Origin of the sequence: Haloferax sp. Atlit-109R (assembly GCF_003665865.1) — an archaeon.
GTDB lineage: Archaea > Halobacteriota > Halobacteria > Halobacteriales > Haloferacaceae > Haloferax > Haloferax volcanii.
The window spans coordinates 1,452,941-1,464,650 of the sequence record NZ_QPLO01000002.1 but is presented as its reverse complement, the minus strand read 5'-3'; the positions used below and the strand labels follow the sequence as shown (position 1 = coordinate 1,464,650).

General features: G+C 68.1%; 11 protein-coding genes. All 11 read right to left on the bottom strand.

The annotated features are described in order from the left end of the window. Positions 1-32: 32 nt before the first annotated feature. Genes DVK03_RS15765 through DVK03_RS15715 form a run of 11 tightly spaced genes read right to left on the bottom strand, consistent with a single transcriptional unit; the run spans position 33 to position 11,583 of the window. Positions 33-1,331, bottom strand: coding sequence for a P-loop NTPase (locus DVK03_RS15765; RefSeq protein ID WP_004041365.1), 1,299 nt, complete (start codon positions 1,329-1,331; stop codon positions 33-35). A 2-nt stretch (positions 1,332-1,333) separates the two neighbouring features. Further along, entirely contained in the window at positions 1,334-2,164 is an 831-nt protein-coding gene (locus DVK03_RS15760) for a HEAT repeat domain-containing protein (RefSeq protein ID WP_004041366.1), read from the bottom strand. Then, entirely contained in the window at positions 2,161-3,060 is a 900-nt protein-coding gene (locus DVK03_RS15755; RefSeq protein ID WP_004041367.1) for a hypothetical protein, read from the bottom strand. The genes DVK03_RS15760 and DVK03_RS15755 overlap by 4 nt, the downstream gene beginning before the upstream one ends. Beyond that, on the bottom strand, positions 3,057-3,803 hold the full coding sequence (locus DVK03_RS15750) for a molecular chaperone TorD family protein (protein WP_004041368.1): 747 nt from the start codon (positions 3,801-3,803) through the stop codon (positions 3,057-3,059). Before DVK03_RS15750 ends, DVK03_RS15755 begins: the two co-directional genes overlap by 4 nt. 10 nt (positions 3,804-3,813) lie before the next feature. Continuing rightward, the gene (locus DVK03_RS15745) at positions 3,814-4,629 is read right to left on the bottom strand and encodes an ethylbenzene dehydrogenase-related protein (protein WP_004041369.1); all 816 of its coding nucleotides are present in this window, start codon (positions 4,627-4,629) and stop codon (positions 3,814-3,816) included. Positions 4,630-4,686: 57 nt separating this feature from the next. Then, the gene (locus tag DVK03_RS15740) at positions 4,687-5,757 is read right to left on the bottom strand and encodes a 4Fe-4S dicluster domain-containing protein (protein ID WP_115803375.1); all 1,071 of its coding nucleotides are present in this window, start codon (positions 5,755-5,757) and stop codon (positions 4,687-4,689) included. Beyond that, positions 5,754-8,705 (bottom strand): molybdopterin-dependent oxidoreductase, encoded by a 2,952-nt coding sequence (locus DVK03_RS15735; RefSeq protein WP_115803376.1) that lies wholly within the window; start codon positions 8,703-8,705, stop codon positions 5,754-5,756. The genes DVK03_RS15740 and DVK03_RS15735 overlap by 4 nt, the downstream gene beginning before the upstream one ends. Continuing rightward, complete coding sequence (locus tag DVK03_RS15730; protein ID WP_004041372.1) at positions 8,702-8,914, bottom strand: hypothetical protein; 213 nt, start codon at positions 8,912-8,914, stop codon at positions 8,702-8,704. Before DVK03_RS15730 ends, DVK03_RS15735 begins: the two co-directional genes overlap by 4 nt. Then, positions 8,907-10,355: a cytochrome bc complex cytochrome b subunit gene (locus tag DVK03_RS15725; protein WP_004041373.1), complete on the bottom strand. Its 1,449-nt coding sequence runs from the start codon at positions 10,353-10,355 to the stop codon at positions 8,907-8,909. The genes DVK03_RS15730 and DVK03_RS15725 overlap by 8 nt, the downstream gene beginning before the upstream one ends. Next, the gene (locus tag DVK03_RS15720) at positions 10,355-11,008 is read right to left on the bottom strand and encodes a ubiquinol-cytochrome c reductase iron-sulfur subunit (RefSeq protein WP_004041374.1); all 654 of its coding nucleotides are present in this window, start codon (positions 11,006-11,008) and stop codon (positions 10,355-10,357) included. Before DVK03_RS15720 ends, DVK03_RS15725 begins: the two co-directional genes overlap by 1 nt. Further along, a complete protein-coding gene (locus tag DVK03_RS15715; protein ID WP_004041375.1) occupies positions 11,008-11,583 on the bottom strand; it encodes a hypothetical protein in 576 nt (191 codons plus the stop codon). Before DVK03_RS15715 ends, DVK03_RS15720 begins: the two co-directional genes overlap by 1 nt. Positions 11,584-11,710 lie beyond the last annotated feature (127 nt).

Here is an 11,710-nt window from a genome sequence, read left to right as displayed (position 1 = left end):
TCACCGGTGGCTGTCGTTCCATCGGCTCTCGCTTACGGTTTCGTCGCAGTCAACAGCCAGTCGTTCGGCGTTCGGCGTTCGACGCTGAACCCGTCGATTTCCGCGGGGGCGCGGTCGGTCAGCCCGCCGAGGAACCGCCGGACTGGCGTCGGGTCGCGGTCGCTGACGAGTGCGAACGTTTCGCCGCTCGCCAGCGCGGTGAACCGTTCTGCGACCCGCTCCTTCCGTCGTTCCGGCGGGTCCCCGCGGATGTCGAGTGCGCCGTCGGGAGCGTCGACATCCCACGCGGTCGCCGCCGCCTCGGAGACCGACTCCGCGAGTGTCTCGAACGCCGGTGCGGCGTCGCCGGGCGCGGGCGTCTCCTGAAACTGCGGGGAGAACGGTAGCTCGGCGAGCACCGTCGCGTCAAGCCGTTCGCTGGCGGCCTCACCGGGAAAGAGCCGGTGAGTGTCGCCGCAGGAGGGGCAGGCGAACTCGCGCATATTGACGACCGCCCCGAGAACCGGAACCTCGTTGTCCCGGAAGAGTTCGATGCTCCGCGCCGTGTCCTCCAGGCTCGACTCGAAGGGCGTCGTCACAACGACGACGCCGTCGACGGAAATCTCTTGAAGCGTCGTCAGAACCACGTCGCCGGTCCCCGGCGGAAGGTCCAAGACGAGCGTGTCGTCGGCGCTCCAAGCGGTGTCCGCGAACAGTTCGGTCAGCGCGTCGTGCGCCATCGCGCCCCGCCACGCCAGCGGCGCGCCCGACTCCATCAATCCGACGCTCATTACGTCGAGCGAGGCGTCGGGCCCCGCCACCGAGACGGGAAGCGGGTGGCCCTCGTCGTCCGAGTGGACGGGACCTTCGACGTCGAGCAATGACGGGACGTTCGGGCCGTGGATGTCCGCGTCGAACAGCCCGGCTGAGTGCTCGCCGGCGAGTGCGCACGCCAAGCCGGTCGAGACGGTCGACTTCCCGACGCCGCCCTTGGCACTGGCGACGGCGATGACGGTATCGAACGCGTCCACGCCCGTTGCACCGCCGCCGGACGACGGCGAGACGGGTTCGACGTGCGCACTCTCGACCGCGGGTACGTCGCGGACCGCCTGCGCCATCGCGCGCATGACCTGCGTCGCGTTCGCGTCGTCGAACTCCGTCACGGCCGCGCGGACGGTCACGCTCGCCCCGTCGACGGTTATCGATTCGACCAGTCCGGCCTCGAAAACGTCGAGGTCGGCATCGGGGTCTCGGACGGCTCGGAGCGCCGATTCGGCGCGGTCTCGAAGCTCGGGCTCGGTGTCTGGCTCGTCGTTCGCCGGTTCGTGGTTCGTCGGTTCGTGTTCGCTCATGGTCAGAGGTTCGGCGTTCGGTTGAGGTCGTCTTCGCCGGGCAGGGTGCGGTCGGTCTCGTCGAGGACGCCCGTGAACTGGCGTCGGAAGCTCCCGGAATCGACCTCTTGGGCCCGAACCGCCGTTTCTCGCACGACGCTCTGTTCGTCGTCGGCGAGTCGGGACAGCGCCTCGGCCGCCCGGTCGGTTTCGACCCCGCCGAGCAGGTGCGCCGCCCACTCTCGAACCCGCTCGCTCGGGTCGTCGGCGGCGGCAACGAGCGCGTCACACGCGCCCTCGCCGCGGAGTTTGAAAAGCGAGACGAGCGCGTTTCGCCGGGCGGCGTGGTGCTCGTCGTCAAGTGCGGCTTCGATGACCGCTTCGTGTTCTCCCCGGTCCAGGCGGTCGAGCGCGACGACGGCCTCGGCCCGAACCCACGGGTCGGGGTCGTCGGTCAGCGCCCGCGCGGTCTCGGCCGCGAGGTCGCCGCCGTGTTTCGCCAGCGCCTCCACGGCGAACTGCCGCACTTCGGCGTCCTCGTCTGTCGTCGCCGCGCGGGACAACGCTTCCACAACGACCCTGTCGCCCTCCCGTTCGGCGAGCGCGAGTGCGGCCCGCCGACGCTCGACCGCGCCGTCACCGGCGAGCGACGCGAGCAGGTCAGAGACCGGGTGGTCCTCGACGGGCTCCGTGTCGCTTGCGCCGAGGTCGGCGAGCGTCGCCTCGCCGATGGTCACGTCGCGGTCGACTTCGATGTCTTCGAGGCCCACAGGGTCGACACCGAATCCGGGGCTCTGTTCGGGGTGTAGCTGCGGGTCCGGCGGCCCGTCGGTCGCCTCCTCTTCGTCTCTCACGCTCGCTCACCCCCGTCGTACGCGACCAACGCAGCCGCGACGACGACCCCGGTTGCTCGGAGCACTGTCGCGGGGACGCCGGCCACGCAGAACAACGCGGCTCCGAGCGCGACGGCGGGCCGACCGTCGCGGAGCGCGGAGACGGCGCCGGCGGTTCCGCCGGCCGCGGCGAAGGCGACGAGACTCGTCGGAACGCCGACGACACCGCCGCCGACGAGCAGTACCGCACCCGCGACGTACGGGGCGCTTGCGACGATTCCGAATGTGGCGAGTCCCGCGGTTATGCCGGCTAGCGCACTGATTCTATCCCAGCCGACAGCGAGTGGGACGACGCCGACCGCGGCGAGCGCGACCCCGGAGCCGAGCGGTCGGAGCGTCGCCGGCCACACGCCGGCGGCCGCCGCGAGCGAGGTCGCCACACCGACCGCGGCGAAGCCGACCGGCGCGGCTCGTCGGGCTCCGTTCCACTCTCGTTTCCGTCCGGGCGCGACGAACCGGTCCGCCGCGACGACCGCGACCCCGACCGAAACGCCGATTGCAGCCGGCTGCCACGCCGCGGCCGCTGTCCCGAGTGCCAGGACTCCAAATCCGCCGGCGAAGGCGAGTCCCACGCGCTCGACTTTACTGTCGGCGGTCGCCGCGAGGAGCAGCCCCGCGAACGCGGGACCGACCACGGCCAGCGCCGACCAGTCGGCCGCAAGCGTCGTGACGCCCGCCGGGAGACCGCCGGGAACGTTGTGGCCGACGCGGTACGCCGTCACCGCGGCGAGCGGGACGACTGCGAGGACGCCTGCTAGTGTTCGAAGCACCCCGTCGGGCGTTCGAGACCGGAGCGCGGCGACTCCGGACGGCCGTGGATTCGAGCCGACGGCGTCCTCGACGCCCCGACCGGTCACGGTCCGTCACCTCCCTCGAAACGCGCGGCGAGCGCGCGCTGGTCGGCGGCGACGAACCGGTCGAGGAAGCTCGCGACTTCGCCGTACAGACCCGTACCGGGCGTGTCGGCCGCTCGTTCAGCCAAGCCCCCGGCGACGACGTGGAGGTGACGGTCATGGAAATCGAGCCGTGCCCGCGCCGCGTCGTCGGCGCGCCCGTCACCCGGGTCGGCCGCGGCCTCCAGCCGCGCGAGGTAGCTCGCGAACTCCAGTTCGTACGGGAGGTAGTCGTGGTTGTCGCGGGCCTCTCGGTCGATTTCGAGCCCGAAGTAGTCGTAGGCGCGTGCGAGGTCGAGATTCACGTCGTTCCACGCCGCGTCCGGCCGGTACGACGACTCGTACAGCGAGATACGCGGCCCCTCGCTGTCGAGCGAGCCGTCCGTCCGGTCCGCGTACTCGGCGTAGCCCACCGTGAACAGGTCGTTGAACCGGGCGCAGGCCGTCTCGTAGTCGTCGTCGACGGTCAGTTCCGGCGGGGCGACCGAGAGTCCGGTCGCATCGAGGAGCCCCCGGACGGTCTCGTCGACTTCGCCGGCGGCGAGTCGCTCGTGGAGCCGCTCGTCTGGCTCGTCGAGCAACGTCGCCAGCGCGGTATAGATCGCCGCCTGCGCCGCCGCGGGTCGGTCGACCCCGCTCGAATCGACTCGGTCGGTGTCGCGGTTCGTGTCGTCAGTTCGCGTCTCCGCGTTGGTGTTCGTGTCCATCGTCGTGTCCTCAGTTCTTCCGCACCGCCTCGATAGTCACGAGCGCGACGCCGACGATGGCGAGGCCGGCGACGGTCCACAGTATCGACTCGTACGGCGGCCCCTGCGGTCCGGGGCCGAACGGGAAGTGGTACCACTCGCTGACCGACTTCCGGCCGGAGCGCTCCATCTCGGAGCCGTTCCACACCGCGAACGCCACGTCCACGTCGTTGTCGACGGCGAACGAGGTCCGGTTGGCGGCATCCGAATCGAGCGGGCGCGACATGACGACCGTCCACCGGCCGTCGTCGTGGCTCGCCGTCGTCTCCACCGCCGTCCGTTCGAACTCGGTCGTGGACCCCGGGCCGCCGGCGAGCAGTTCCTCGGTCTCCCCGTCGGCGCTCCAGTACCAGACGTTCACAAGGTTCCGCGTGCTCCCCATCGAAATCGGGGGGCGGACCGAGGTGTTGACCGGTACCTGCACCGCGGCCGCGTCGAGGAACGACCTCGGACTGGTGGCGTTGCGGTCGGCGGTTCCGTCGGCCCACGAGAGTCGGAGATACAACCGCTCGTCGGTCTGGGCCGACTGGACGCGAACCGATTCGACGGAGGTGTCGCTCGCGTTCGGAACGCCACTGGGCGCGCTCGTCAGCGGGACGTTCACCGACGGAACGGTGTTCCACGCCTCGCTCGTGGGCCGCTGGGGTCGGTCGTCGGCAGCGACCGATTGGACGGGAATCTCGTTCGCGGGGCGCGCGGACACCGCCGCGGGGCCGGCCACCGCGACGAGCAGGAGCAGCACCACGACGGCGACTGCGGCGACTGCGGCCGTTCGACGTTCACTCATCGTCGAACACCTCCGGAACGAGTCCCGGCGAGCCCGACTTCGCTCGCGTTGCTCGCATCAGTCGAACACCTCCAACCGGTACTTTCGGGCCGGGTTGGTGTCGGTCAGCATATCCAGCAGTTCGCTTTCCCCGCCGCGGTCGACCTTGTCGCGTTCCTTCTCGATGGTGTCGAGCGCGTCGTGGACGCGGTCGCCGAACAGCTCTTCGAGGTAGTTCCGCGGGATGCGGTCCACGTCCACCGTCTCGCCGTCTTCGGAGTGCTGCGGCGGCGCGAACGGCGGGATGTAGTAGACGTTCGGCTGCGTCTGGTACTCCGGATGCAGCGGGAGTGCGACCTCGTACTCCTCGACGAGCTTGTGAATCGGCCCCTGTTCGTCGTCGAGGAACCCGACGAGTCGCAACTGCGGCGGGCAGTCCTCTGCGCAGGCAGGGGCGAACGTCTCGCCGTCGGGACCTTCGCCCTCGATGCGGGGGTAACAGAAGATGCACTTCTCGGAGGTCTTCTGCGTCGCGTTGTAGTACACCTTCTTGTACGGACAACCCTCGACGCAGTAGCGGTAGCCGCGGCAGCGCTCCTGGTCGATGAGGACGATGCCGTCCTCCTCGCGCTTGTAGATGGCCTTCCGCGGGCACGCCTCCACGCAGGACGGGTGCGTGCAGTGGTTGCAGATGCGCGGGAGGTAGAAGTAGTACGAGTTCGGATACTCGCCCGCGCCTTGGTCTTCGTCCCAGTTCGGCCCCCACTCGGGGTCGCTGTCGGGACGCAGCGGCCAGTCGCCGCCGTTGTACATGACCTCCTCGTGGTTGAACGACCACGCGTCACCGTAGTCCGCTTGGTCGGGGATGTCGCCGGGGCTTCGCTCGGTGTGTTCGGCGTCCGTCCAACCGCCGCCGGAGTCCTCCCAGTCGCGCGGGTAGCCCTTCCCGGGCTTCGTCTCGACGTTGTTCCAGTACATGTAGTCGCGGCCGCCGCCCTCCGTCCAGAGCGACTTGCACGCGACCGTGCAGGTCTGACAGCCGATGCACTTGTTCAGGTCCATCACCATGGCGACCTGATGGTCGACACCGTCGGCGAGGTCGACCCCGTCGCCGTCGGCCTGTGCCGCCGGCCCGTCGTCGGTGCTCATTCGGACTCACCCCCGCCTTTCCGCACGTCGACGCGGACGTCGCTGTTGACCCCCGTCGGCCCCCAGTAGTTGGGGAAGAAGTAGAGGTGTTCGCCGGAGTCTTCCGGATACTGGACCAACTGCGTCGGCTTCATGTACATCGGGACGAGCGAATTGAAGTTCGTGTCGCCGTCGAACTGGAACCGCTCCCAGGCGAAGTACATCCGCGCCGTGCCGCGCTGGCTGCTCGGGTAGAGCTTCGCCTGCAGTTTGACCGATGCGAGGTCGTTGAACACCTCGACGGTATCGCCGTCTTCGATGCCGCGTTCGGCGGCGTCCTCGGGATGGAGGTAGACCACCGGCTCCCCGCGCTGGAGGCGGAGCAGTTTTTCGTTGTCTCGCCAAGTCGAGTGGATAGACCACCGCCCGTGGGGCGTGTTGTACTCCATCGGATAGTCACCGCCCGTCTGCGTCGGCCCCTCCTTGTGCGTCGGCAACTGCTCGCCGAGTTCGAGGAACCAGTCGTGGTCGATGTAGTACTGCTGTCTGCCGGTGACGGTCGGCCACGGGTTTTTGTCCTGGACGAAGTCCTTCCACGGCGTGTACGCCGCCCCGTCCTCGATGTCGGAGGTCCAGTGGTCGCCGGCGGCCAAGAGCCGCTGGGGTTGTTCGACCGTGTCGGCGAACGTTATCTGGTCGTCGCTCTCGGACGGATTCGATTCCTCGGAGTGTTCGAGGATGTACTCGCAGGCGGCGCGGTCCTCGGCGAGCGCGTCGGCTTCGCCGGTCTCCCAGTCGCGGACGTAGTCGTCGTAGACGGACTGGAGGTCGATGTCGCGGTCGAACTTCCGGTCCGAAATCGGCCCGACGCCGCGCTCCGTGGCGACCTCCTGAATCTTCGCGGAGAGTTCGCGGAATATCTGCCAGTCGGTCTTCGACTCCCCCAGCGGTTCGACCGCGGGCGTGAAGGGATGCACGTAGCTGTGCATGTCCGTCATCGAGAGGTCGTGTTTCTCGTAGTGGCTCGCGGTCGGCAACACGATGTCCGAGTACAGCGCCGTCGAGTCCATCCGGAAGTTGATGTCGACGACGAGGTCGAGTTTCGGCCACAGTTCCTCCTCGACGGCGACGTTCCCCTTCGCCTGGTTGAAGTAGTTGCCGCGCCAGACGAACATGGTCGTCGGGTCGGGACGAGAGCCGTCGTCGCGTTCCTCGGGGTAGACCGGCATCCATCCCTCGTCGATGGACTCCCGTATCTTCGCGGCCGTGTCGGCGTCGGTGTTGTCGAGGATGCCCGCGTGGTAGTAGGACCACAGCGTCGTCGGCACCCCGCGGACGTTGCCCGTCGGGAACGACAGCGACTTCCAGCCGTGGAACGTCCATATCTTCTCTTGGCCGACGTAGTGGTCGAGGCCGGTCCCCTGCTCGCCGAGGTTGCCCGTCAGCGTGACGAGCAACTGGAGCGCGCGGTTCCCGAGGTCGTTGTGGTACCAGTCGTTGACGCCCTTGCCCTGGATTATCTTCGCCTTGTCGGCCTCGGCGAACTCGCGGGCGACGCGCTGGTAGGTCTCTTCGCCGACGCCGGTCTCGTCGTGGACGGTCTCCGGGCCCCAGTCATCGAGTTCGTCCCGCAGTTCGGCCCACACGGTCCGGACGCGGACGCGCCCGTCTTCGGTTCGGACCGTGGTTTCGCCGTCCAGTTGCGGGTCGAAGTCGAGTTCGATGCTCTTAGAGTAGTCTTTCTGGCCGTCGCGTTCACCGAGCGACCCCGGTGCCTCGCGGAGGCGTCCGTCAGAGTCGAGCATGAGCAACATCCACTCGGGTCGGTCGGCGTCGGTCGAGACCGAGGGAACCTCGCTCGCGCGGAGGAACTTCCCGGTGTCCTGCCGGACCAAAAGCGGCATGTCGGTCTGCTCTTTGAGGTGGGCCTCGTCGTACAGTCCCTCGTCGACGATGGTCCGGGCCATGCCGAGCGCGAGCGCGGTGTCGGTGCCCGAATCGGGGCTGAGCCACTCGTCGGTGTGGATGGCCGTCTGCGAGTAGTCGGTGAAGACGCCGACGCGCTTCGTCCCGTTGTAGCCCGATTCGAGGAAGTACTTCGCGTCGGGGATGCGGGTGACGTTGATGTTCGACCCCCACGCGATGATGTAGTCGGCGTTGTACCAGTCGGCGCTCTCGGCGTTGTCGGTCTGGGTGCCCCACGTGATGGGCTGGCCCGGCGGCAGGTCGGAGTACCAGTCGTAAAACGAGTGGCTGACGCCGCCGAGGAGGTTGATGAGCCGCGACCCGCTGGCGAACGAGACGGGGCTCATCGCCGGGATGGGAGTGAAGCCGCTGATGGCGTCGTAGCGACCGGCCTGCACCTCGTCGACGACGTGCTCGGCGATTTCGGTGAGCGCCTCGTCCCACGAGATGCGCTTCCACTTGCCCTCGCCGCGGTCGCCAACGCGCTTCAGCGGGTGTTTGATTCGCTCGTCCGCGTTGACGTAGTCGGTGTAACACGCCCCTTTCTGACAGCCGCGGGGGTTCGGGTCGGGCAGGCTCTCGTCGAACCGCGGGTAGTCGCCGGCCTGCTCCTCGCGCCACACCTGCCCGTTTTTCACGTAGACGTTCCACGAGCAGCTGCCGGTACAGTTGACGCTGTGCGTCGATCGAGAGACCGAGTCCCAGTCCCATTGCTCGCGGTAGAGGTCCTCCCAGTCCCGGTAGGGGTAGTTCCCGATGGGGTCGTCGACGGGGTTCAGCCCGCCCATCTGGAACAGCGGGTCGTCGTCGGCAGCGGACCGGCCGATGCCGAGAAGCGAGGCGATTCCGACGCCTTCGAGGAACCGGCGACGGGAGACGCTCGTTCCCTCGGTCGCCGGCTCTCCCGGCGGGTCACCGACCGCCAGCGGGTCGTCCGTCTGTTCGGCTTGCGATTCGTCCGTTCCCGACTCGTCGTCGGGGGTCGAGGTGTTCGTTCGGTTCATGAATCTATCTGTAAAAAGACGGTCGTTAGTGCCAGCCCGGCGCCCAGAACGCCGAGCGAAATCCCCACGAGCGTGTCACCACCCGCGTCGAGGCCGACGGCGACGAGCGCCACGCCGAGGAGCTTACTCGCGCGGTCGAGGTGTCGGTACGTCCGAGGCGAGAGTTCGATGCGTCGCCGCGGAGCCCCGCCGGTGTTCGCGTCAGTCATCGCCGGCCTCCCCCGGAACGCGTCCGGTTCGGCTCTCGTCCGCGTCGTCGCCCAGCATGCGGTAGACGAGGGCTGCAGAGCCGATGGGGACGACGAACAACGCGACGGTCAAAATCGGATTGACGACGCCGGTTCCGACGCCGAGCGCCCGGCCGAGGAGGTTGTTCATGCCCGCGATGGAGGCAATCATGATGAACTGAATCGCGGCGACGCCGACGGCGGTCTGCCACGGCCGGTCGAGTGGGTCGGCCGTGAAGTGGACCGACTCGTCGTGGTAGTCGACGAACGGCCACACCGCCACCGCGCCGAACACGAGCGTCGGCAGCAGGACGCCGCCGACGAACTCCGTCGAGACGTGGATGTCGGTGAGCGGAACGGTGAATCCCATCCACGACGGGAGCAGTTTCAGCAGGCCGTAGACCCACATCAGGAACCAGTCGGGCATGATGAGTTCCGGCGTCCCAGCGGGGTTGTTCGGCCCGTACTCGGCGATGTTGTGGACCGGGAGGAACCCGGCCAGCATCGCCAGCGTGGCCAGCGTGAGGAAGAACACGACCGCGCTCACGGCCGCCTGATTGGGGAACGCCGGGAGGCCGACGACGACGCTGTCGTCGTCTCTCGAGACGGTCTGTTCGGTGCCGCCGTCGCTCGACGGGGACCCCTCGACCGGGCGTCGGTCCCGGCTTTCGAGTCCTCGCACGTCGTCATCGCGGGGGGCCTCCGTGTGCTTTTGGCGGACGAGAATCGCCATGTGGACGGCGAGGAGCCCCCCGATTGCCACGGGAATGACGAGGACGTGGAGGAAGTAGAGCCGCGGTATCGTCGCGCTCGACGGGAACTCCCCGCCGAAGAACGCCTTCCCGACCACGCCTCCGACGAGCGGAATCGACGTGGCGAGGTTGTAGCCGATGCCGGTTGCCGTCGCGGCGAACTCGTCGAAGGGAAGCGCGTACCCCGTGTAGGCCGCGCCCATAGAGAGGCCCGCTAGGCCGGTGCCGACGACCCAGTTCGGCTCGCGCGGATTGCGGTACGCCCCGGTGAAAAACACCCTGAGCATGTGCAGCCCGATGGACGCGACGAACAGGTGAGCCGCCCAGTGGTGCATCCGCCGGATGAACATGCCGAAGGGGATGTCGTAGGTGATGTGCAGGACGCTCGCGAACGCCTCGGGCACCTCTTGGCCTTGGAACTTCGCGACGCTCCCCTCGTATTCGACGCCGCTCGTCGACGGCTCGAAGAACATCCCGAGGAATATCCCGGTGAGGACGAGAAGCAGGAAGCAGAACAGCGCCACCTCGCCGAGGAGAAAGGAGTCCTCGGCGGGGAACGCCTTCCCGAGGAACGCGCGGCCGGTGTCGAGGTCGAACCGCTCGTCTACCCAGTCGTACGCCTCGTCGCCGGCGTCGTTGGCGCGGTCGGCGAGGCGGTCGAGTCGAGACATCACTCGCCCCCCGGGCCGACCGGCCCGTTGAAGTCGCCCGTCGCGATGAGATTGCCCTCGCTCGACAACGTGATTGGCAGTTGCGGGAGCGCCCTCGACGGCGGCCCACCGACCACCTTCGCGCCGGCGGTCGGGTCGAACTTGCCGAAGTGACACGGGCAGACGAGCGTCGCTCCGTCCTCGTTCGACACCATGCAGCCGGCGTGGGTGCAGACTTTCGAGTAGGCGGCGTAGCCCGACACCGTGTACTCAAGGTTCGTTGCGCCACCGTAGGCGTCCTCCGCGTGTCTCACGAGCAGCGTCGGTGCCTTTTCGATGCCCGGCCGGGGCTCCGGGAACACGGTCATCTTCTCACCTTCACTGAGGGCGTTCTCGCCGATGCGCTCGCCGTCGCCGTCGACGAGGTAGATGCCGTCCGAGTACACGGGGCCGGTGTACGAACGCTCGAAGACGCGAGTCAGCCCCGCCAACGGTGCCGCGAGGCTCGCGACGGCGGTCAATCCCCCGACGCTGGCGAGCAGTTTCGCGTAGTCGCGGCGGGCGAGCGAGGCGCGGTCGTCGGAGAAGATACTCGGCTGGTGGTTGCTGTCGTCCCCGCAGTCAGCGCAGTGCTCGTCGCAGTCGTCCGATGCGTGCTGATTGTCGAGTCTCATTAGTGTCCCCTCCGCTCTGCGACCTCGACGTGGGGGAGGAACCACGCGTAGTACGATACGGTGAGCAAAGCGAGCGCGGTGAACATCCCCGCGGCGTAGACGCCGAAGTACTGGGTCCGCGCGAGCGTCAGATACTCGCCGGTGAACAGCGCCGCAAAGACGATAGCGAGGATGGTCAGCCCGCCCATCGCCACGATTCCCTCGATAGCGTCGGAGGCGTCGTCGTACTCGACGACCCAGCGGTCCGCCGTCCAGAACCACGGAAGCCCGACCCGACCACCGTCTGCGACGGTCGGTTCGTCGCTCGGGCCGGCTCTGACCGCCGTGTCCATGAACCGGTGGACTGCGGCGAGGACGCCGACGAGCGCGAAGAGCGCGACCCACACGATGACGCCCACCTGACTCGGCGCGAGCTTCTCCGGCGTGTCGACGATCTCTTGTAGCGGCCGCATCTCGGTGACGCTCTGGTCGATTTCTATCTGTTCGCTCGGCGGCTCGCCGTGCAGCGCCACGTACCACGTCGGCAGGAGCACCGCGACGACGAGCAGCAACACGACGACCGTCCCGCGTCTCACGGTGACTCACCCCGCGTACCGACGCGCCGCCTCACACTCCAACCGGGCGTCGATCCGTTCACCCGTTTGGCCCCGAGCAAGCTCGTATATAGCATACTTCGATTCGTTCGAAAATCTGCACCGAGGC

Coding starts and splice junctions, on each gene's coding strand:
- DVK03_RS15765 (WP_004041365.1), bottom strand. CDS start 1,331: ATGAGCGAACACGAACCGACGAACCACGAACCGGCGAACGACGAGCCA.
- DVK03_RS15750 (WP_004041368.1), bottom strand. CDS start 3,803: ATGGACACGAACACCAACGCGGAGACGCGAACTGACGACACGAACCGC.
- DVK03_RS15745 (WP_004041369.1), bottom strand. CDS start 4,629: ATGAGTGAACGTCGAACGGCCGCAGTCGCCGCAGTCGCCGTCGTGGTG.
- DVK03_RS15740 (WP_115803375.1), bottom strand. CDS start 5,757: ATGAGCACCGACGACGGGCCGGCGGCACAGGCCGACGGCGACGGGGTC.
- DVK03_RS15735 (WP_115803376.1), bottom strand. CDS start 8,705: ATGAACCGAACGAACACCTCGACCCCCGACGACGAGTCGGGAACGGAC.
- DVK03_RS15730 (WP_004041372.1), bottom strand. CDS start 8,914: ATGACTGACGCGAACACCGGCGGGGCTCCGCGGCGACGCATCGAACTC.
- DVK03_RS15725 (WP_004041373.1), bottom strand. CDS start 10,355: ATGTCTCGACTCGACCGCCTCGCCGACCGCGCCAACGACGCCGGCGAC.
- DVK03_RS15720 (WP_004041374.1), bottom strand. CDS start 11,008: ATGAGACTCGACAATCAGCACGCATCGGACGACTGCGACGAGCACTGC.